Origin of the sequence: Phenylobacterium sp. (genome assembly GCF_019636135.1) — a bacterium.
Lineage (GTDB): Bacteria > Pseudomonadota > Alphaproteobacteria > Caulobacterales > Caulobacteraceae > Phenylobacterium.
On record NZ_JAHBYD010000013.1, the window covers coordinates 55,208 to 74,218 of the forward strand.

General features: G+C 71.3%; 21 protein-coding genes and 1 tRNA gene. 7 read left to right on the forward strand and 15 right to left on the reverse strand.

The annotated features are described in order from the left end of the window. Positions 1-47: 47 nt before the first annotated feature. The 5 genes from KF737_RS10915 to glmU all read right to left on the reverse strand — a co-directional run bounded on the left by KF737_RS10915 (position 48) and on the right by glmU (position 6,630). On the reverse strand, positions 48-1,427 hold the full coding sequence (locus tag KF737_RS10915; protein WP_296454320.1) for a class II 3-deoxy-7-phosphoheptulonate synthase: 1,380 nt from the start codon (positions 1,425-1,427) through the stop codon (positions 48-50). Between the two features lie 78 nt (positions 1,428-1,505). Next, a complete protein-coding gene (locus tag KF737_RS10920; protein WP_296454321.1) occupies positions 1,506-2,678 on the reverse strand; it encodes an O-antigen ligase in 1,173 nt (390 codons plus the stop codon). Positions 2,679-2,706: 28 nt separating this feature from the next. Next, positions 2,707-4,089, reverse strand: a complete 1,383-nt coding sequence (gene gor, locus KF737_RS10925; protein ID WP_296454323.1) for a glutathione-disulfide reductase — start codon at positions 4,087-4,089, stop codon at positions 2,707-2,709. A 10-nt stretch (positions 4,090-4,099) separates the two neighbouring features. Then, on the reverse strand, positions 4,100-4,783 hold the full coding sequence (gene rpiA / locus KF737_RS10930) for a ribose-5-phosphate isomerase RpiA (RefSeq protein WP_296454325.1): 684 nt from the start codon (positions 4,781-4,783) through the stop codon (positions 4,100-4,102). 494 nt (positions 4,784-5,277) lie between these two features. Next, complete coding sequence (gene glmU / locus KF737_RS10935) at positions 5,278-6,630, reverse strand: bifunctional UDP-N-acetylglucosamine diphosphorylase/glucosamine-1-phosphate N-acetyltransferase GlmU (protein ID WP_296454326.1); 1,353 nt, start codon at positions 6,628-6,630, stop codon at positions 5,278-5,280. A 111-nt stretch (positions 6,631-6,741) separates the two neighbouring features. Between glmU and KF737_RS10940 the strand changes: the two genes are divergently transcribed. The 5 genes from KF737_RS10940 to KF737_RS10960 all read left to right on the forward strand — a co-directional run bounded on the left by KF737_RS10940 (position 6,742) and on the right by KF737_RS10960 (position 10,837). After that, positions 6,742-9,000, forward strand: coding sequence for a transferrin receptor-like dimerization domain-containing protein (locus KF737_RS10940; RefSeq protein WP_296454328.1), 2,259 nt, complete (start codon positions 6,742-6,744; stop codon positions 8,998-9,000). A gap of 48 nt (positions 9,001-9,048) precedes the next feature. Then, positions 9,049-9,741: a phosphoglycolate phosphatase gene (gene gph / locus KF737_RS10945; protein ID WP_296454331.1), complete on the forward strand. Its 693-nt coding sequence runs from the start codon at positions 9,049-9,051 to the stop codon at positions 9,739-9,741. 145 nt (positions 9,742-9,886) lie between these two features. Then, positions 9,887-9,961: transfer RNA gene (locus KF737_RS10950), tRNA-Val, on the forward strand. Between the two features lie 235 nt (positions 9,962-10,196). Beyond that, positions 10,197-10,490 (forward strand): DUF6516 family protein, encoded by a 294-nt coding sequence (locus tag KF737_RS10955; protein WP_296454334.1) that lies wholly within the window; start codon positions 10,197-10,199, stop codon positions 10,488-10,490. Continuing rightward, the gene (locus KF737_RS10960; RefSeq protein ID WP_296454337.1) at positions 10,487-10,837 is read left to right on the forward strand and encodes a hypothetical protein; all 351 of its coding nucleotides are present in this window, start codon (positions 10,487-10,489) and stop codon (positions 10,835-10,837) included. Before KF737_RS10955 ends, KF737_RS10960 begins: the two co-directional genes overlap by 4 nt. Before the next feature lie 169 nt (positions 10,838-11,006). On the opposite strand, the gene KF737_RS10965 is transcribed toward KF737_RS10960, so the two are convergent. The 5 genes from KF737_RS10965 to KF737_RS10985 all read right to left on the reverse strand — a co-directional run bounded on the left by KF737_RS10965 (position 11,007) and on the right by KF737_RS10985 (position 14,087). Continuing rightward, positions 11,007-11,366: an STAS/SEC14 domain-containing protein gene (locus KF737_RS10965; protein ID WP_296454339.1), complete on the reverse strand. Its 360-nt coding sequence runs from the start codon at positions 11,364-11,366 to the stop codon at positions 11,007-11,009. 159 nt (positions 11,367-11,525) lie between these two features. After that, the gene (locus KF737_RS10970; RefSeq protein WP_296454341.1) at positions 11,526-11,909 is read right to left on the reverse strand and encodes a DUF488 domain-containing protein; all 384 of its coding nucleotides are present in this window, start codon (positions 11,907-11,909) and stop codon (positions 11,526-11,528) included. A gap of 75 nt (positions 11,910-11,984) precedes the next feature. Next, positions 11,985-12,305 (reverse strand): chaperone modulator CbpM, encoded by a 321-nt coding sequence (locus KF737_RS10975; protein ID WP_296454343.1) that lies wholly within the window; start codon positions 12,303-12,305, stop codon positions 11,985-11,987. Continuing rightward, a complete protein-coding gene (locus KF737_RS10980; RefSeq protein WP_296454345.1) occupies positions 12,302-13,204 on the reverse strand; it encodes a J domain-containing protein in 903 nt (300 codons plus the stop codon). The genes KF737_RS10975 and KF737_RS10980 overlap by 4 nt, the downstream gene beginning before the upstream one ends. A gap of 34 nt (positions 13,205-13,238) precedes the next feature. Continuing rightward, positions 13,239-14,087: an SDR family NAD(P)-dependent oxidoreductase gene (locus tag KF737_RS10985; protein ID WP_296454347.1), complete on the reverse strand. Its 849-nt coding sequence runs from the start codon at positions 14,085-14,087 to the stop codon at positions 13,239-13,241. Positions 14,088-14,221: 134 nt separating this feature from the next. On the opposite strand from KF737_RS10985, the gene KF737_RS10990 reads away from it, so the two are divergent. Continuing rightward, positions 14,222-15,286 carry a hypothetical protein gene (locus KF737_RS10990; RefSeq protein WP_296454348.1) on the forward strand — a complete coding sequence of 355 codons (1,065 nt, stop codon included), beginning with the start codon at positions 14,222-14,224 and terminating at the stop codon, positions 15,284-15,286. A gap of 221 nt (positions 15,287-15,507) precedes the next feature. Here KF737_RS10990 and KF737_RS10995 read toward each other — a convergent pair whose 3' ends face one another. Then, complete coding sequence (locus tag KF737_RS10995) at positions 15,508-15,918, reverse strand: MaoC/PaaZ C-terminal domain-containing protein (protein WP_296454350.1); 411 nt, start codon at positions 15,916-15,918, stop codon at positions 15,508-15,510. Positions 15,919-15,921: 3 nt separating this feature from the next. After that, complete coding sequence (locus KF737_RS11000; protein ID WP_296454353.1) at positions 15,922-16,452, reverse strand: MaoC family dehydratase N-terminal domain-containing protein; 531 nt, start codon at positions 16,450-16,452, stop codon at positions 15,922-15,924. Positions 16,453-16,552: 100 nt separating this feature from the next. Here KF737_RS11000 and KF737_RS11005 point away from each other — a divergent pair, with 100 nt between their 5' ends. Then, positions 16,553-17,131 carry an NTP transferase domain-containing protein gene (locus tag KF737_RS11005; protein WP_296454355.1) on the forward strand — a complete coding sequence of 193 codons (579 nt, stop codon included), beginning with the start codon at positions 16,553-16,555 and terminating at the stop codon, positions 17,129-17,131. Between the two features lie 42 nt (positions 17,132-17,173). Here the strand turns inward: KF737_RS11005 and KF737_RS11010 are convergent, their stop codons facing one another. From KF737_RS11010 to KF737_RS11020, 3 genes are read right to left on the reverse strand one after another with little or no spacing between them, the layout of a single operon-like run. Further along, positions 17,174-17,992 carry a hypothetical protein gene (locus KF737_RS11010; protein WP_296454357.1) on the reverse strand — a complete coding sequence of 273 codons (819 nt, stop codon included), beginning with the start codon at positions 17,990-17,992 and terminating at the stop codon, positions 17,174-17,176. Between the two features lie 33 nt (positions 17,993-18,025). After that, positions 18,026-18,535 carry a YdcF family protein gene (locus KF737_RS11015; protein WP_296454359.1) on the reverse strand — a complete coding sequence of 170 codons (510 nt, stop codon included), beginning with the start codon at positions 18,533-18,535 and terminating at the stop codon, positions 18,026-18,028. Between the two features lie 23 nt (positions 18,536-18,558). Beyond that, positions 18,559-18,870, reverse strand: coding sequence for a hypothetical protein (locus KF737_RS11020; protein WP_296454361.1), 312 nt, complete (start codon positions 18,868-18,870; stop codon positions 18,559-18,561). Positions 18,871-19,011 lie beyond the last annotated feature (141 nt).

Sequence of the window (19,011 nt, forward strand, 5' to 3'; positions counted from 1 at the left end):
CTCGGCGTGCGGTCCCCCTCCCGCCGTCGCTGTCGCGACGGGGGAGGTCAGAACGCCTGGGCGATCCGTTGCTGGAGGTCGACGCGCTCGTCCTTCAGCTTCTCGGCGACCAGGAACGCCAGCTCCAGCGCCTGCTCACCGTTCAGCCGCGGGTCGCAGTGGGTGTGGTAGCGGTCGGCGAGGTCGCCTTCGCTCAGCGCCCGCGCGCCGCCCAGGCACTCGGTGACGTTCTGGCCGGTCATCTCGAGATGCACGCCGCCGGGATGGGTCCCCTCGGCCTTGCAGAGGTCGATGAACGACTTCACCTCCGACAGGATCCGGTCGAACGGCCGGGTCTTGTAGCCGGTGTTGGCCGTCAGCGTGTTGCCGTGCATCGGGTCGATCGCCCACACCACGTTCGCGCCCTTGGTCGCCTTCAGCAGCGCCGGCAGCCGGCCCTCGATCTTGTCGTAGCCGAAGCGGCCGTAGAGCGTGAGCCGGCCGGCCTCGTTCTTCGGGTTCAGCACGTCGATGAGCTTCAGGAGTTCGTCCGGCTCCAGCGTCGGGCCGACCTTCACGCCGATCGGGTTCCTGATGCCGCGGAAGTATTCCACGTGCGCCCCGTCGAGCTGGCGCGTGCGCTCGCCGATCCACAGCAGGTGCGCCGAGGTGTCGTACCACTCGCCCGAGGTGCTATCGACCCGGGTCATGGCCTCCTCGTAGCCCAAGAGCAGGCCCTCGTGGCTGGTGAAGAAGTCCACCTGGTGGATGGTCGGGTGCGTCTGGGCGTTGATGCCCAGGGCCTCCATGAAGCTCAGGCTCTCCGAGATCTTGTCGCCGAGCTCGCGGTATCGCGCGCCCTGCGGGCTGTCGGCCACGAAGCCCAGGGTCCAGCGGTGGATGTTGTAGAGGTCGGCATAGCCGCCGCCCGCGAAGGCGCGCAGCAGGTTCAGCGTCGCCGCCGACTGCGAGTAGGCCTGGATCAGCCGCTGCGGATCGGGCGTGCGGCTTTCCGGCGTGAAGTCCATGCCGTTGATATTGTCGCCGCGGTAGCTGGGCAGCTCGACGCCGTCGATGGTCTCGACGGGCGACGAGCGCGGCTTGCCGAACTGGCCGGCCATGCGGCCCACCTTCACCACGGGCTTGCCGCCGGCGAAGGTCAGCACCACCGCCATCTGCAGGATCAGGCGGAAGGTGTCGCGGATGTTGTCGGCCGCGAATTCCTTGAAGCTCTCGGCGCAGTCGCCGCCCTGCAGCAGGAACGCCTTGCCCTCGACCACGTCGGCCAGCGCCGCCTTCAGGCGTCGCGCCTCGCCCGCGAACACCAGCGGGGGCATCTTGCGAAGGGTGGTCTCGACCCGCGAGAGCTCAGCCATGTCCGGGTAGTCGGACGGGATGTGCTTGGCGGGTTTTCCTCTCCAGGATGCAGGCGTCCAGTGTTCCGTCATGGGTCTTGCTCGATAACCGCCGGCTTTGGCGGGCCGGGCGTTTTACCCACATTGCGCCGAAGCGTCACCCTTTGCCGCTCAACTGCGGCGTTCGGCGTCTTCCGCGTCGGCCAGGGCCGCGATGACGGCGGCCAGCGCCCCCAGCGCCAGCCACCACTCCTGCCAGACCCCGAAGCTGATCAGGCCGAAGAAGAAATAGACCGCCGCCGTGCCCGCCGCCCCCGCCGCCACCAGGGCGCGCTCGTCGCGGGCGATGCGCCGCACGACGAACGCCAGGACCAGCGCCGCCAGGATCGCGCCCAGGACGCCCAGCTCCAGCCAGAGCTGCAACGGGCCGTTGTGCGGGTGGAGCTGGATGTGGGGGCTGAACGCCCGGCTCGCGTCGAGGCCCCAGCCGCGCCAGGGGTGGTCGGCGATGCGCGCGATGGCGTAGCCCCAGTAGCCCACCCGCTGCGCCCAGGACTCCGGCAGGTGCGCGCCCAGCCCCAGCTTCAGCGCCACGAGGATCAGCAGCGGCATCACCACCACGACCACGGCGGCGACCACCGCCAGCGTCCTGGGCGCCGTGCGCGGCCAGACCCAGACTGTGATGCCCACCGCCACCGCCAGGCCGACCGCCAGCACCGGCGCGTCCGACAGGAAGTTCTGCGCGAGCAGCGCGGTCCCGAGCGCCATCGGGATCGCCAGCAGTCCCGATACGCCCGCCCGGGCCCCGCCCGCCGCCGCGATGGGCCACAGCAGCGCCAGCACGAAGCTGCCCTGGGCGATGTTCTTGCGGCCCAGGTCGGGCCGGATCGGATCATGGATGGCGTCGCGCAGCGCGCGGTAGACGGCGGCGCCCGTTAGCCCCTCGACGATCAGCAGCACGCCGTACGCCGCCAGTCCCCAGGCGAAGACCTTGAGCGCCAGGCGCCGCTGCGCCGGCGCCGCGCGGCGCGCGCCCTGCCACGCCGACCAGTAGAGCGCCACCTGCGCCGCCAGCTTCAGCGCGACGCTGTCTTGCAGCCCGGTCGCCCTGTGCGGCGTCCAGAAGGTCGAGGCGGCCGCCCAGGCGACGGCCGCGAGCAGCAGGATCGCCAGCGGCCGGTCGCGTTCGGTCACCCTGAGCGCCGGCAGGCAGAGCAGCCCCGCCAGCGCCACCAGCGGCGCGAAGCCCAGGGGTCCCAGCCAGGCGAGCAGCGGCGTCAGCGCCGCGGCGCCCACGAGCACCCAGCCGCACCAAGCTCCCAGCCGGTCGCCCGTCTCCGTCATCGCGCCCCTGATAGGCGGCTTCGCGGCGCTAGGCCACCTGTCCCAGCGCCGGCGGGGCGTACTTCTCGCGCATGGTCACCAGTTCCTCGGCCAGCGTCGGGTGGACCGCGCAGGTCGAGTCCCACTGCGGCTTGGTCACGCCCATCTTCAGCGCGATCGCCGCCATCTGGATGATCTCGCCGGCGTCCGGCGCCACGACGTGGCAGCCCAGGATGCGCTCGGTCCCGCATTCCACCACCAGCTTGATCAGCGCCCGCTGCTGGCCGCCGTAGAAGGTCTCCTTCATCGGCCGGAACTTGGAGAGGTAGATGTCGACCTTGCCGTAGCGGTGCCGCGCGTCGGCCTCCGACAGGCCCACCGAGCCGATCTGCGGCTGGGTGAAGACGGCCGACGCCACCATCTCGTGGTCGAACGTCATCGGCGTGCCGTGGAACTCGGTGCGGGCGAAGGACTCGCCCTCGCGGATCGCCACCGGCGTCAGGTTGATGCGGTCGGTGACGTCGCCTACGGCCCAGATGTTGTCGACGTTCGAGCGCGAGAATTCGTCCACCTTCACCGCCCCGTTGGCGGCCAGCTCGACGCCGGCGGCCTCCAGGCCCAGCCCCTCGGTGTAGGGCTCGCGGCCCGTGGCGAACATGACCACGTCGCTCTCGCAGCTATGGCCGGTGTCGAAGTGGTTCACGATCCCCGTGGCGGTCTTCTCCAGCTTGGTGTGCTGGCAGCCCAGCAGGATCCTGATCCCCGCCTGCTCCATCTCCTCGGCGATGTGCGCACGGATGTCGTCGTCGAAGCCGCGCAGCACGTTGGGGCCGCGATGGACCACCGTGGTGTCCACGCCCAGGCCCTTGAAGATGCCCGCGAATTCCAGCGCGATGTAGCCGCCGCCGGCGATGACGATCCGCTTCGGCAGCTCGGCCAGGTGGAAGGCCTCGTTGGAGGTGATGGCGTGCTCGACGCCCTCCAGTTCCTTCGGCATCCAGGGCCGCCCGCCGGTGGCGATCAGGATCTTCTTCGCCGTGACCGTCCGCTCGCCCTCGATCCCGACGGTGTGGCGGTCCTTCAGCACCGCCTTGCCGTGGAACAGCTCGGCGCCGGCGTTCTGCAGGTTTCGGACGTAGATGCCGGAAAGCCGGGCGATCTCCTTGTCCTTGGCCATCAGGAACGTAGGCCAGTCGAAGCGCGTGTCGCCGATCTCCCAGCCGTAGCCGCGGGCGGTATCGAAATGCTTCGAATATTCCGAGGCGTAGACCATGAACTTCTTGGGCACGCAGCCGCGGATCACGCAGGTGCCGCCGACGCGGTGCTCCTCGGCCACCGCCACCTTGGCGCCGGCGACCGCCGCCACCCGGGCCGCGCGCACGCCGCCCGATCCGGCGCCCAGGACGAAGAGGTCGTAATCGTAGTCCGCCACCTGGCGTCTCCTAAGGTTCCAGCTCGACGATACCGCTCGCCGTGCCGATCAGGGCCCTGTCGGCCAGGTCGAGGAAGAGGCCGTGGTCGACCACGCCGGTGACGCTCTTCAGCGCCGCCGCCAGGGCCGCCGGCTCCTCGATCCGCCCGCAGGGCGCGTCATAGATAAGGTTGCCGCCGTCGGTTCTCACCGGCTGGCCGTCCTTGCGGCGCAGGCTGGGCACGACGCCGAGGTCGAACTCGGCCAGCACGTCGCAGATGCGGGCCTGCACGGTCCTGTGCCCGAACGCGACCACCTCGATCGGCAGGGCGAACTTCCCCAGCGTTTCCACACGCTTGGCGGCGTCGGCGATCACGACGCACGACTTCGAGGCCTCCCACACCAGCTTTTCGCGCAGCAGCGCTCCGCCGCCGCCCTTGATCAGCGACAGCCCCGGCCCGATCTCGTCGGCGCCGTCGACGGTGAGGTCGATGCCCCGGGTCTCGCCCAGTTCGCCCAGCCGGACGCCCAGGCCCGACGCCAGGTCCGCCGTCGCCTGCGAGGTCGGCACGCCCACGATGTCCAGCCTCCGCGCCGCCAGGGCGCGCACGAACCAGGCCGCCGTCGACCCGGTGCCCAGGCCCACCACCATGCCGCTCTCGACGAGCGCCGCGGCGGCCTCGCCGGCCGCGCGCTTCTGGGCGTCAGCGTCCACTCATCCCTCCCCTTCAGGGCAGGGCAATCGCATATGGCATGTAGGCGGCTTGTCCGCCCGATTCATGAACCGCAGAGATCGCGGAGATGCGCAGAGAAGCTCTTCCACGATTGTCATCCCGGTTTCGCCGCAGGCGAAGACCGGGACCCAACCATCCGGTGCTCTGAGGTTGTTATCTGGCCCCGCTCGCCGGGGGCCGGCCCCCAACCATCGACGCACCGGAGGGTTGGGTCCCGGTCTTGGGCTACGCCCAAACCGGGATGACAAACGGGGAAAGCCTCCGCGTATCTCCGCGATCTCTGCGGTTTGACTGACGGCCTTTCGGCCGCCCACAAGCCATATGCGATTGCCCTCCCCTTCAGGGGAGGGACAGGCGCCACAGGCGCCAGGGTGGGGAAAACCAGGCCAGGGCGAGGAGGATCGAGGTCTCCCCACCCTGCTCGCCTGCGGCGAGCTTTCCCTCCCCTGAAGGGGAGGGATGAGTGCGCGTCCGCTCATTTGCCCTTCGCCTTCCTCGCGCCCATGACCTCGCGGAAACGCGCCGCCCAGCCGGCCTTCTCCACCTGCTGGCCGCGACCGAGCGCGAGCGCGTCGGGCGCCACATCCTTTGTGATCACCGAGCCCGAGCCGGTGTAGGCGCCCGCCCCGATCGTCACCGGCGCCACCAGCGCGGAGTTGGAGCCCACGAAGGCGCCCTCGCCCACGTGGGTGTCGTATTTGAAGAAGCCGTCGTAGTTGCAGAAGATCGTGCCGGCGCCGATGTTCGCGCCCGCGCCCACGCTGCCGTCGCCCAGATACGAGAGGTGGTTGGCCTTGGCGCCCCGGCCTACCGCGACCTTCTTCACCTCCACGAAGTTGCCGATGTGGGCGTGCTCGCCGATGTCGGCGCCGGGCCGCAGCCGCGCGTACGGCCCGATCAGGGCGCCCTCGCGCACCACGCAGCCCTCCAGGTGGCTGAAGGCGCGGATCACCGCGGCCGTCTCCACCTTCACCCCCGGCGCGAAGACCACGTAGGGCTCGACCACCGCCCCCGGAGCGACCTGCGTGTCCCAGGCGAAGTAGACGGTGTCCGGCCCCGTCATCTGCACGCCCTCGGCCAGGAAGAACGCCCGGCGGCGCTTCTGGAACTCGGCCTCGGCCTGGGCGAGCTGCATCGGGGTGTCGGCGCCCATGACCGACGACTCCGGCGCGACGTGCGCGCGGACCATCGCCTCCTCGTGGACGGCCTCGGCCACGATGTCGGTGAGGAAGTACTCGTTTTTCGGGTTGTCGTTCCTCACGTTGGCGAGCCAGCGGAACAGGTCCGCTCGCCCCGCCAGGTACATGCCGGCGTTGCAGGTCCTCACCGCCTTCACCTCGTCGCTGGCCTGGCTGGGCTCGACGATGCGCATCACGTGCCCGCCCGCGCCGCGCAGCACGCGGCCGTAGAGCAGCGGGTCCACCGGCTCGAACGCCATCAGCGCCAGCGCCGCGTCCTTGGCCCGCAGGTTGAACAGCGGCTCCAGGTCCTGCGCGGTCAGGAGCGGGCAGTCGCCGTTCACCACCAGCACGTCGCCGTCGAAGTCGGCCAGCGCGCCCTTCGCACAGAGCACCGCGTGGCCGGTGCCCTGCGGCGGGTCCTGCACGACGATGGCGTCTTCGCCCAGCCGCGCCACCACGAGCTCGCGCACCGCCGGGCTGTGATTGCCGACGACCACGTGGATACGCTCGCACCCGGCCGCCTGCACGGTGTCGATCACGCGGTCCAGCAGGCTGCGCCCGCCCACCGTGTGCAGCACCTTCGGCAACCTGGACTTCATCCGCGTGCCCTGGCCGGCGGCCATGATCACGGCGGCTCTGGCGGTCATTCGGCGCTCCCCACGGACAATGCGAGTCTTCGTTCCCCTCCCCGCTTAGCAAGCCTTGTGGCGGGGCGCGACTAGGGGATAGCGTCCCGGCCTTCTGGTCGGGGAATCTCCATGGAATCTCGTTCGCGTCTGGCCGCCCTCTTCGCCGCCACGGCCCTCGTCGCCCTCGCGCCCGCCGCCGCCCGATCGGCCGACGCCGCGCTGGAGGCGAAGTTCGACGGCATGATCGACAACGCCGAGATGGGCGGCTGGCTCAAGACCATGGCGGCCGAGCCGAACCACGTGGGCAGCGCCCACAACAAGCTGAACGCCGAGATGACGCTCAGCCAGTTCAGGAGCTGGGGCTGGGACGCGAAGATCGAGACCTTCATGGTCCTCTACCCGACGCCGAAGACGGTGGCGCTGGAGCTGGTCAGCGGCCCCGGCGCGCCATTCAGGGCGACGCTGACCGAGGCCCCGGTCCCGGGCGACGAGACCTCGACGCGGATCAGGGACGAGCTGCCGGCCTACGTCGCCTTCCAGGGCGACGGCGACGTCACGGCCCCGCTGGTCTACGTGAACTACGGCATGCCGGCCGACTACGACGCGCTCGAGCGCCTGGGCGTCTCGGTGAAGGGCAAGATCGTGATCGCCCGCTACGGCGGCGGCTGGCGCGGGCTCAAGCCCAAGCTGGCGCAGGAGCACGGCGCGGTCGGCGCGATCATCTATTCCGACCCGCGCGACGACGGCTACGCCACCGACGACGTCTATCCGAAGGGCCCGGCGCGCCCGCCGCAGGGCTTCCAGCGCGGCTCGGTGGCCGACATGACGCTGTTCCCCGGCGACCCCTCGACGCCCGGCTACGGCTCGACCAAGGACGCCAGGCGGCTCACCCGCGAGGAGAGCCCGGCGGTCCTGAAGATCCCTGTCCTGCCGATCGGCTACGGCGACGCCGAGGTGCTGCTGAGGTCGCTGGACGGCCCGGTGGCGCCGGCCAGCTTCCGCGGCGCGCTGCCGATCACCTATCATGTGGGCGGCGCGGCCGGCGGCCAGGTCCACATCAAGGTCGACTCCGACTGGAGCCTGAAGCCGGCCTACAACGTCGTCGCCACCCTGAAGGGCCGCGAGAGGCCGGACGAATGGATCATGCGCGGCAACCACCGCGACGGCTGGGTGTTCGGCGCCACCGACCCGCTGGCCGGCCACGTGGCCATGATGGGCGAGGCCAAGGCGCTGGGCGCCCTGGTCAAGGCCGGCTGGAAGCCCCGGCGCACCATCGTCTACACGAGCTGGGACGCCGAGGAGCCGATGCTGCTGGGCTCCACCGAATGGGCCGAGACCCACGCCGCGGAGCTGAAGAGGAAGGGGCTCGTCTACATCAACTCCGACACCAACGGCCGCGGCTTCCTGGGCGTCGGCGGCAGCCACTCGCTGCAGCACTTCGTCAACGAGGTCGCCGCCGACGTGAAGGACCCGCAGACCGGCGTGTCGGTCCGCGACCGCCTGCGCGCGGGCCTGGCCGTGGCCGGCGTCGAACAGGCCGGCAACCCGCGCGCCGCCGCGCTGGGCAAGATCGCCGCCGATCCGGCGAAGGACCTGCCGATCGAGGCCCTGGGCTCGGGGTCGGACTACTCCGCCTTCCTGCAGAACCTCGGGCTGGCGACGCTGAACCTCGGCTTCTACGGCGAGGGCGAGTCGGGGGGCGTCTACCACTCGGCCTACGACACCTACGAACACCACAGCCGCTTTGTGGACCCGGGCCACGCCTACGCCGGCGCGCTGGCCAAGGTCACCGGGCGCCTCGTGATGCGCATGGCCGACGCGGAGACGCCGGTGCAGCGCTACGGCGACTTCGCCGACACGGTCGCCGGCTACCTCGACGAGGTGAAGAAGCTGGCCGACGCCAAGCGTGACGAGGCCACCGCCCGCGCCCGCCTGCTGGCGGCCGGCGCCTACAAGCTGGCCGACGACCCGACGCTCCCGCGCGGCGATCCCGCGCCGCTCGCGCCCTCCCCGCGCCTGGACTTCGCCCCGCTGGACGGCGCGGTCGCGAAGCTAAAGGCCAGCGCCGCGGCCTTCGACACGGCCCTGGCGGCCAGGGGCGCGAGCCTGACGCCGGCCCAGAGGAAGAAGCTGGACGCCGCCCTGCTCGGCCAGGAACAGCGGCTGCTGCGCGACAAGGGCCTGCCCTTCCGCCCCTGGTACAAGAACATGATCTACGCGCCGGGCCGCTTCACCGGCTACGGCGCCAAGACCCTGCCGGGCGTGCGCGAGGCCATCGAGGAGCGCCGCTTCGACGACGCCACGGCCTACGTCGCCCTCACCGCCGAAGCCCTGAACGACTACTCGGCCGGCCTCGACGCCGCCACCGCGGTGGTCAATGGCGGCTAGAACGGCCTCAGACGCCGCGTACCTCCCCCGCTGCGCAGGGGAGGTTCGATGAACCGGCCGCTGGCGGGCGTCACGGTCGCCTTCGACCTCGACGGGACGCTGGTCGACACGGCCCCGGACCTGATCGGGACGCTCAACCACCTGCTGGTCGAGGACGGGCTGCCCGCCCTGCCCCTCGACCAGGCGCGGCCGTTCATCGGCCACGGCGCGCGGCATCTGATCAGGCTGGGCTTCCAGGCCGCCGGCCAGACGCTGCACCCCGCCCGCCTCGAGCAGATGTTCGAGCGGTTCATCCCGCACTACCGCGACCGGATCGCCGAGGAGAGCCGGCCCTTCCCCGGCTGCGAGGCCGCCCTCGACGGCCTGGCGGCCAGGGGCGCGACGCTGTGCGTCTGCACCAACAAGCCCTCGGACCTCTCGGAAGCCCTCCTCGGCCAGCTCGGCCTGGCGTCCCGTTTCGCCGCCATCGTCGGCCCCGACCGCGCGGCGGCGCCCAAGCCCGACGCCGCCCACATGCAGGCCGCCGTCGCCGCCGCCGGCGGCGACATCGCCCGCGCGATCCTGGTCGGCGATTCGGGGACCGACGCGGGCGCGGCGCGCGCCGCGGGCGCCGGCCTCATCCTCGTCGCCTTCGGCTACACCGAGATCCCCGCCGCCGACCTGAACCCCGACGCCCTCATCGCCCACTACGACGAACTGCCGGCGGCCTGCCTGCGGCTGATGGGCGCTTGCGACGCCTGAGCGGGTCGGCTATAGCCCCCGCCTTCCGCCGCGCCGTCAGGCGAAGCGGAGGCCGGTTCGCCGCCCGGACGGCGCGCCGGTCAGAGCAAGAGCGCGAATTCCGGGCGCAGGAGTGGGACCACGCCTGCTGAACGCGCTCGGATATGGATGCGTAGCTCAGCGGGAGAGCACCTCGTTCACACCGAGGGGGTCACAGGTTCAATCCCTGTCGCATCCACCATCCCGTCCAGCCCGTTCGCAAGGCTGGTTTTCCCAGGCAAGTCACCCCGGCAATTCCCGTTGGTTACACACCAACGGGCCGCATCCGCGCGTCTCTGCACTCAGGGGATCGCGGCCTTTCGGCCGGTTCTTCGCCCCGCGTCTCTCGACCGCTTCCGAAAGTGTAGGCTTGTCCACTATGTCATTATACAGCATATGTCTCTTGACGACATAGCCCATCGGAGCCATATCGTCTTATGGCGTCGGCAGAGCTGATCTTCCATTCCAAGCGTGTCCATGACGATGGCGCGATCGCGGAGCTCAAGATCTGGGTCCTGTCGGAGCCGGTCGTCGGGTCAACCCATCGATTGAAGTACTCGCTCTACTACGGGCGGGCCGGCGAACGGCTGGTCGGCTACGACAACGAGCGCGGCAAGGGCGACCATCGCCACTATGGCGACCAGGAAGAGGCCTACGCATTCACTTCGGTTGAGCAGTTGACGGCGGACTTCGAGGCGGATGTGGCGAAGCTGAGAGGCGACAAGACATGAGCGATGAGATCAAAATCCGGGTCGGCGGCGCGCTGAAGGACGATTTGGCGGCCTTCACGCGTGCTTGGAAGCGGATCGAGGCCGGCGACCAGCAACAGGAGCGCATCCTCTCATTCGAGAGCTGGGAAGGCTTGGCTTCGGTGTTGACGGGCGAGCGCTACCGGCTGCTGCGCCACCTGCACGCCCATCCCGCAAAGTCCGTGAACGCGCTCGCCCAGTCACTGCGTCGCCAGTACCGCCGGGTCCATGAAGACGTCAGCGTCCTGGAGCGGGCCGGATTGATCGACCGCAGCGGCGGAGAGGTCCGCACGACCGCCGACAAGCTCAGCGCCGTCGTCGTGCTCTGACCGGCCCGTCGTCCGTCGCCTTTCTCACACATCAGCGCGGTTGATGGTCACCACGCGCTGCCAACTTGGCCCGGCCGGGGCGGCCGGACGGTGCGGCGGCGCCGCCGTCGCCTCGCGCCAACAGGTTGAGCCTTCCTCCAGCAGCATCATGAGCTCCGGTTGCCGGTCGCTACGGAGCCGACACCCAGGCCCGGGCTTGTTCAAGCTCGCCCGGCCCGAAGATCTTCAGCTCGGCGTGCGTCATGAACTTGCCGAGATAGCTCACCGACCGGATCCAGGCGCTGTCGGCGACGATGGCCACCCGCGTCACCTGCCTCGCCAGGGCCGGCCCCACGCGGATGTCCGTCCAGAGGGCGGCGGGCTCGATGCCGGTGAAGTGCTCGATCCGCTCCAGAAGGCGGGTCTTGTCATTGTGCTCGATGTCCGCGCGCAGGTCTTCGAAGCAGGCGCGCAGCTCGGCGTCCGTGACCTTGCCGCGCACGGTGATCTCCACGACGGCGCTGTCGGGCCCGGTCGAATAGCCGATCATCAGCTCAACTCCGTTGAAGAATGAAACGAACGGCCGGGCATCCCGCCAGATCGGAGGCGCTTGCGACATGACCGATGGTGTGGATGTCGATGACGGTCCCGGACACCCGCCCCGCTTCGGAGTTCCAGCCCACGTGGTCGCCGACCCGAAGCCGCCTGGTCATGTGGCGTTCCCGTCTTCCAGGAGCACATCCCGCAGAACGACGGCGTCGTTGTGCGCCTCATCGCGGGCGCTGTAGACGAGGGTCACGGTCTGCTTGTCGGCCAGGGCGCGGATCCGGGCGAGGTCGGCGCCGTGTCGGCCGAGTTCGGCGCGGTAGCGACGCTGGAACTCCGGCCAGCGGGCCGGATCGTGGCCGAACCATTTCCGCAGCTCGGCGCTGGGGGCGATCTCCTTGATCCACTCGTCGAGAGCGGCCCTGGCCTTGCTGACGCCCCGGGGCCACAGGCGGTCGACCAGAATGCGCAGGCCGTCCTCCGGCGCCGGAGGTTCGTAAGCGCGCTTCAGCCGCAGGTGCGAGGCGAGCGCCCGAGGGCGTGTCATCGCGCCGCCTCCCGTCGAACGGCGATACTGTCGCGCGTGCTGGTCATTTGCGTTCCCCGCGAAGCTGTACCCGCGTCACCTGCGCCCGTCGTCCTCCCCCGGCGCCGGCGGGCCGACGTCTCCCGCCGGCGCGACCGCCGCGCGGACCTCGGCCAGCACCCGCCGGACTCCGTGGAGCTGGTCGAGGAGATGAAGGGCCACGTCGATCCCCGGGTCGTTCAGGCCGAGGTCGTCCCTGAGGTCGCGGATCAGATGCGCCCGGGCGACGTCCCCGTCCGTGAAACTGGCGCCCTGCGTCGTTTCGGTGGGAATGATCCACCTCTGTTCGAGCCAGATCTGGAGCGTCCGGCTCCCCAGGCCGGCCCGCACGAGGAACTGCTGCTTGGTCATGATCATGACGCGGCGGCCTCCCGAGGATTGTGGTCCTTGCCCTTGGTCCAACCGGCGACGAACGCCTCCAGCTCGGGGTCCGGCGGCGTCGGCAGGACGACCTTCAGCATGACGAATTCATCCCCGTGGCCGCCGCCGCGACGCGGCGCGCCCTTGCCCTTGAGCCGGAGGGTCGTGCCGGTGTTGGACCCCTTCGGGACCACCATGTTGACTTCGCCGGTCGGGGTGGGCGCCCGGACGCGGCCGCCGAGCACCGCTTCCGACAGGGAGATGGGCAGTTCGATGGCGATGTCGTCGCCGTTGCGGGTGAAGCGCGGATCGGGGAGGACTTCCACCTCGATGAGGGCGTCGCCGGGCCCGCCGGCGCCGAAGCCGGGCGCGCCCTTGCCCTTCAGGCGCAGCACCTGGCCGTCCACCAGGCCCGCCGGAATATTGACGTCGAGCGTGCCGCCCTCCGGCAGGGTCAGCCGCTTGCCGCCGCCCTTGATGGATTCCACGAAATCGATCGGCAGGCGGTAGTGACGGTCCTGGCCGCGCCGGTTGGCGCGCGCGCGTTGGCCTCGCCGCAGCAGGTCGGCGAACGGGTCTTCCTCGCCCATGAAGTCGGCGAAGCCCGAGGCGTCGGCATAGGGATGGCCGTCGGCCTCCGCGAAGTCCCGATAGTATGGCTGGCGCGGCCGTTCCGTTCCGGAAGCGTCGATCTCCCCGGCGTCGAACCGCTGGCGCTTCTCCGGATCGCCCAGCAGGTCGTAGGCCCCGCCGACCTCCTTGAAGCGTTCCTCCGCCGCCTTGTCGCCCGGGTTCAGGTCGGGGTGCAGCTTCTTCGCGAGTTTGCGATAGGCCGACTGGAGCTCCGCGGCCGAAGCCGTGGGCGCCACGCCCAGCACCTCGTAGGGGTTTTTCACGCCTGACCTCTTCCAATCGCCGTTCGCGCGCTGCTCACCGCCTCGGCGTCCGGCCCCGGATGCGGTCGAAGCCGGCCTTGATGGCGGCGAAGCGCATGTCGACGAAGGACTCGAACTCGTTGTCGGTGAAGATGTACGGCCAGTCCTCCTCGATACCCTCGCGCACCAGTTCGCCCACGTAGAGCGGGTCGATCCCCGCCGCGAGCCGCTGGCGCAGGCCCTCCAGGGCGTCCAGCGACGGCCCCTCGCTGGGCGGCGGCGGGACCGCCCCCTGCAACCGCTCGGGGATGTGGTCGGCGGAATCGGCGATGTTGGTGTTGATGAAGCCCGGGCAGAGCACCGAGACGCCGATCCCGCGCGGCGCCAGTTCCTGGCGCACCCCCTCCGAGAGGGCCACGACGCCGGACTTCGTCACGTTGTAGAGGCTGCCCGAGCCCGACAGCAGGCCGGCCATCGAGGCGGTCGAGACGATGTGGCCGCCCTCCCCGTGGCTCTCGATCAGCGGCCCGAAGATCGCCATGCCGTCGATCACCGAGATCAGGTTCACGCCGATGACCCAGTCGGTCATCCCGTCCGGCCAGCGCGCATAGCTGCCGCCGCTCCCGACCCCGGCGTTGTTCACCAGGATGTGGACCTTGCCGTATCGCGCGATCACCGCGTCCGCCGCCGCCTGCAGCTCGGCCTTCAGCGACACGTCGGCCGGCACGCCGTCCACGTCGGCGTTGGTCTGCCGCAGCTTCGCGACCGCCGCGTCGAGCGCCGCCTTGTCGATGTCGCACAGCATCACCTTCACGCCCGCCTGCGCCAGGGCGGTGGCGATCCCCAGCCCGATGCCCGACGCCGCGCCGGTGACGAACGCGACTTTGCCTGCGATGTCCTTCATGGCCGCTCTCCCCGTTTGTCTCGTGGACCCAGCGTCGCGGGAAAGCGGCCCGCGGCCAAGCCCCCCGATCGCGTATTCGCGCTACAGTGTGCTTCGGCGCGCGTCCTGCGCCGCGGCCAGGCAGGAGCCATCCCATGATCTCGCGGCGAACCGCGGCGAGCGGCCTGAGCGCCAGCCTCGCCGCCGCCCTCTCCGCCCCGGCCCTCGCCGGCGGCGGCTACGGCGTCCGCCGGCTCGTCGACGGGCCGATCGTCGCGCCGGGGATGGACGCGCGGATGGGGTCGAACATCGAGGGGCCGTCGCTGATCGCGGCGCCCAAGTGGCTGCCGGACCGGCTGGGCGCCTACTACCTCTATTTCGCCGACCACAAGGGCGACTACATCCGCCTGGCCTACGCCGACCGGCTGGAGGGGCCGTGGACGGTCCACGCGCCGGGGTCGCTGCAGTTCGCGCAATCGAAGTTGCCGGCGACGCTCGTCGGCACGGCCGAGGCCGAGGCGCGGCTGAAGGAGATGGCCGCCAGGCGCGACCCCGCCGCCTATGCCGGCATCCCCACGCCGCTGGAGGACGCGAACCTGCCGCACGTGGCCTCCCCCGACGTCCACGTCGACGAGGCCGGCCGGCGGATCGTCATGCACTACCACGGCCTCGCCGAATTCGGCGTCCAGCGCACCCGCGCGGCGGTCTCGAAGGACGGGGTGAATTTCGAGGCGGTGGACGGCCCGGTGCTGGGCCCGGCCTACATGCGCCTCTTCGGCCATGGCGGCTGGACCTACGCCATGGCCATGCCGGGCCAGTTCCTGCGCACGAAGGACCCGCTCACGCCGTTCGAGAAGGGCCCCACACTGTTCGGGCCGGACCAGCGGCACAACGCGGTGCTGGTGCGCGGCGACACCCTGCACATCTTCTGGACCCGCGTCGGCGACGCGCCCGAGCGCATCTACGCCTCCACGCTGGACCTGCGCGGCGACTGGATGGCCTGGAAGGCGAGCGAGCCGGTGGAGATCCTGCGCGCCGAGCGGCCGTGGGAGGGCGCCGACCTGCCGGCGAAGCCCTCGCTGCGCAGCGCCATCGGCCACCCGGTCAACCAGATCCGCGACCCGGCGATCTTCCAGGAGAACGGCCGCACCTACCTGCTCTACGCCGTGAAGGGCGAGCACGGCCTGGGCATCGCGGAGCTGACCCTGCCGGAGCCCTGACGGCGGCGCTCATGCGCCGCCGGTCGGAGATGACCCATCGCCTCCGCCACGATTGTCATCCCGGTTTCGCCGTCAGGCGAAGACCGGGACCCAACCGTCGGGTGCGTCGATGGTTGGTGGGCGGCTCTGGCGATCGGGCCGTGCTGGCAATTCAGAGCAGCGGCGGGTTGGGTCCCGGTCTTTGGCCTGCGGCCAAAACCGGGATGACAACCTGTGTGGTGTTACGGATCGACCCGCGCCTCGGCGTAGCCTGAGAGCACTTCGACGCCGTCCTGGTTCTTCGTGGAGACGTCGAACCGGGCGATGCCGTCGGCCACCTCGGTCACCGTGGCCGTGCCGTCCAGCGTGTCGCCCGGCCAGACCTGGCTGGTGAAGCGCACGCCGTACTTGGTCAGCCGCGCGTCGCCGACGAGGTCGGTCAGCATGCGCCCGGTCATGCCCATGGTCAGCATCCCGTGCGCGAACACGGAAGGGTAGCCGGCCACCTTGGTGGTGAAGATCTCGTCGGTGTGCAGCGGGTTGTAGTCGCCCGAGGCGCCCGCGTACTGGACGATCTGGGTGCGCTTCAGGTCCTCGACCAGACGCGCGGAGTGGACGTCGCCCACCTTCAGCTTGGATGCGGAAAGCGCCATGGCTCAGGCCTCCTCTTTCTTGCCAGTCGCAGGAGGGGCCGGCTGTTCGACGGGGCGCTCGGTGCGCACGCCGACGCCGCGGGCGGTCACCACCAGTTCGCCGTTCTGGTCGCGGTATTCGGTGACGCTCTCGGAGAAGACCAGCTTGCCCGAGCGCTTGCCCTCCTTCTCCCAGGTCTTGCCCGGGAAGGTGGTGGCCGTCAGCACGTCGCCCGCCTTCAGCGGCCGGTGGTATTCGTAGTGCTGCTCGGCATGCAGGCCGCCGCCCCCACCGCCGCCGCCCCCGCCGGGCGCGCGGGTGATGCCGGTCGGGTTCTTGCCCGAGCCGAACCAGGGCTGGCCGATCTTCGGCCGCAGGAAGTAGTCCGGGTCGAACTGGGCGGACGACTGCACGAACGTCGGCGGGGCGATGACGCCGCCGGCCTCGGTCTTCTTCGCCGCCTCCGCGTCGTAATAGACGGGGTTGGGGTCACCGACGGACCGGGCGAACATCATGATGTGCCCGGCCTCGATGGGAAATGTCTTGGCGGCCATGCGCCTCCCTCTCTTTTCTCGACTTCGAATTCGGCCCGGCCCAAGTGAGGCGGTCGCGGCGGCCCTCGTCAACCGGCCTTCGACATGGCAGAGCGCGAGGATGACGCTAGGGGCGGCGATCCTGACCGGCGGCGCCTCCTCGCGGATGGGGGCCGACAAGGCCGCGCTCGACTGGGCCGGCGCGCGCGCGGTCGACCGCGCCGCCGCGCTGGCGCGGGCCGTGGGCGCGTCCGTGGTCGTGACGGTCGGCGGCCCCGACTACGGCCTCCCCTCGGTCGCGGACGAAGGCGGCGGCCCCGCGGCGGGCGTGGTGGCCGCCGGTCTCGCACTGGCGGCCCGGGGCTGCGACCGCGTGCTGATCCTGGCCGTGGACGCGCCCACGATCCGCCCCGGCGACCTCGCCCCGCTGCTCGCCGCCCCGGGCGTCGGCGCGGCCTACGAGGGCCTGCACATGCCACTGGTCGTCGATCCCGCCGCCCTGCCGGCGCGGGCGCCCGGCGGGGCGCTCGGGCGGATGCTGGAGGCGATCGGGCCGGCGCGCCTGCCCTGCCCGCCCGACGCGGCGCTGCGCCTGCGCGGCGCCAACACCCCCGCCGAGCGCGAGGCTCTCCTGCGCGACGAGGATACACGCCGCCGGCCCCAGGGTCCGTCCTCAATATCCTCTGAGGGAATTCAATGACTTCCGCTCATCCCGGCGGATGAGCGGTATCGAGGGCGGACCCTAGTCGCGCGGCCGGGTGGCGACGGGCGCGTTCGGATCGGGCGGCGGGGGCGGGTTGTAGGCCGGCTGGGGGGCCGGCTCGGGCGCGGGCCGGAAGGACAGGACCGGCGCGGTGATCGCCTCCTCCGTCGCGGCGGCGGCGTCGGCGGGGATCGACAGCCTGCGCGGCGCTTCGGCGGGCGCGGGGCGGGCCGCCGTCGCCCGCGCCAGCGCGACCGGGCGAGGCGGCGATGGGATGGCCTCGGGCGGAGCGGCCGCCGGCGCCGCCTCGACGGGCGCCGCAGCCGGCGGCGCGGGGATCTCGGCGTCCACGCGCGCCGGCGCGCTGGCCACGACGGGCGCCGGAACCGGCGACGGCGCGGCCTGACGGCCCTGGGCGAACAGCCACGCCAGGCCGGCGAGGCCTCCGAGGCCGACGATCGTGGCGGCGACCGCGGGGACCGGCGAGCGCCGCCGCGCCTTCGGCCCGGCCCGCCGCGGCGGCTGCACGGCAAGCGGCGCCACGTCCACCGCCGGCGAAGGCGGCTCGGGGATCGGCTCGATCGGCTCGGGCGCGATGTCGGGGGGCGGAGCCGCCTCGACCGCCGTCGCCGGCCCCGGCGCGCTCAGCGGAAGCCCGGAAAATGCGGCGCTGGCCCCCGCCGTCGGGCGGGTGAACACCGGCGTGATCTGCGCCAGCTCCGGATCGGGCTCGGGCTCGATCGTCCGCGGCTCTCCGATCACCGGCCCCTTGGGCAGCGGGCCGACGCGGAACGGCGCCTGGGGCATCTTCGGCCAGGCGCTGTCGCGGGCGAAGGGGTTGTCCGGGTCCGAGGCCATCGGCGGGGAGACTCGCGTCCGAGTTGGACAGCACTATGACGGCGAAACGCCGCGCCGCGTCAGCATGACCGCGAGATTGTGCGGGATCGCCAGGCCCTCGCGCAGGCTCATGCCCAGCCAGCCATGCACCGGCGCGCCGGCCGGGCCACGGCGGAACGGTCCGGCGCGGCTGTCGACGCCGTGCAGGCGCAGCAGCAGGCGGATGCGCGGCAGGTGGTAGCCCTCGCTGCAGACGATCACGTACGGGTGTCCGCCCCGCGCCGCCTGCGCCTGGGCGGCGGCGACGTTCTGGATCGTGTCGAGGCTGGCCTCGTCCAGGATCAGCCGCTCGGGCGGCACGCCCCGCCGGATCAGCGCCTCGGCCATGATCGAGGCCTCGGACGGCCCCGGCCGCACCACCCCGCCCGAGCACAGGACCGGCGCGTCCGGATGGAGGCGCGCCGCCTCCAGGCCGTAGCCGATGCGCCGCAGCAGCGCCTCGGAGGGCGTCCCGTCCGGGCGGACGGCCGCGCCGAAGATCACGATCAGGGGCGGTGCGCTCACCTCGCCAGGCCGCCGGCGCGCGGCTAGCCGTTCAACGGCGGGTGGTAGGCGTCGATCAGGTCGCGCCGCTCGGCCTCGCGCACGGCCCGGGTCACGTTCAGCCGCGTCAGCACCTGCGCGCCCGCGAACTTCTTGCGCGCGCGCTCGAGGTCGGAGCGCCACGTCTGGCTGGCCAGGTTGTCGGTCTCGCCCGCGTAGACCACCGTCGCCCCGTCGTCGGTGAGCTCGGCGATCACATAGTTGGCGCCGGCCGGCGGGAGGAAGCGGCTCTCGTCCATCGGAGTGTAGCGGTAACGGGCGCCGGAAGCCCCGGCGAAATCGAACTGACGGCTCACGGCGCTCCACTCCAACACAGACTCACAGGATGTCCCCGCCCGATGCTTACCCGGGGGACTTGGACCAAATCTTGGCTTAGCTGAACCTTAGCCGAGGCGCGCCGACAAAGATGGCCTCCCGGAACAACCTTCGCCATATGG

Bases quoted from the DNA above. Each gene is read 5' to 3' on its own strand.
- KF737_RS11000 (WP_296454353.1), bottom strand. From the start codon at position 16,452: ATGGCCGCCAAGACATTTCCCATCGAGGCCGGGCACATCATGATGTTC.
- KF737_RS10955 (WP_296454334.1), top strand. From the start codon at position 10,197: ATGGCGTCGGCAGAGCTGATCTTCCATTCCAAGCGTGTCCATGACGAT.
- KF737_RS11010 (WP_296454357.1), bottom strand. From the start codon at position 17,992: ATGGCCTCGGACCCGGACAACCCCTTCGCCCGCGACAGCGCCTGGCCG.
- glmU (WP_296454326.1), bottom strand. From the start codon at position 6,630: ATGACCGCCAGAGCCGCCGTGATCATGGCCGCCGGCCAGGGCACGCGG.
- KF737_RS10965 (WP_296454339.1), bottom strand. From the start codon at position 11,366: ATGATCGGCTATTCGACCGGGCCCGACAGCGCCGTCGTGGAGATCACC.
- KF737_RS10915 (WP_296454320.1), bottom strand. From the start codon at position 1,427: ATGACGGAACACTGGACGCCTGCATCCTGGAGAGGAAAACCCGCCAAG.
- KF737_RS10985 (WP_296454347.1), bottom strand. From the start codon at position 14,087: ATGAAGGACATCGCAGGCAAAGTCGCGTTCGTCACCGGCGCGGCGTCG.
- KF737_RS10960 (WP_296454337.1), top strand. From the start codon at position 10,487: ATGAGCGATGAGATCAAAATCCGGGTCGGCGGCGCGCTGAAGGACGAT.
- KF737_RS10920 (WP_296454321.1), bottom strand. From the start codon at position 2,678: ATGACGGAGACGGGCGACCGGCTGGGAGCTTGGTGCGGCTGGGTGCTC.
- KF737_RS10940 (WP_296454328.1), top strand. From the start codon at position 6,742: ATGGAATCTCGTTCGCGTCTGGCCGCCCTCTTCGCCGCCACGGCCCTC.
- KF737_RS10970 (WP_296454341.1), bottom strand. From the start codon at position 11,909: ATGACACGCCCTCGGGCGCTCGCCTCGCACCTGCGGCTGAAGCGCGCT.
- KF737_RS10975 (WP_296454343.1), bottom strand. From the start codon at position 12,305: ATGATCATGACCAAGCAGCAGTTCCTCGTGCGGGCCGGCCTGGGGAGC.
- KF737_RS10990 (WP_296454348.1), top strand. From the start codon at position 14,222: ATGATCTCGCGGCGAACCGCGGCGAGCGGCCTGAGCGCCAGCCTCGCC.
- gph (WP_296454331.1), top strand. From the start codon at position 9,049: ATGAACCGGCCGCTGGCGGGCGTCACGGTCGCCTTCGACCTCGACGGG.
- KF737_RS11005 (WP_296454355.1), top strand. From the start codon at position 16,553: ATGACGCTAGGGGCGGCGATCCTGACCGGCGGCGCCTCCTCGCGGATG.
- KF737_RS10995 (WP_296454350.1), bottom strand. From the start codon at position 15,918: ATGGCGCTTTCCGCATCCAAGCTGAAGGTGGGCGACGTCCACTCCGCG.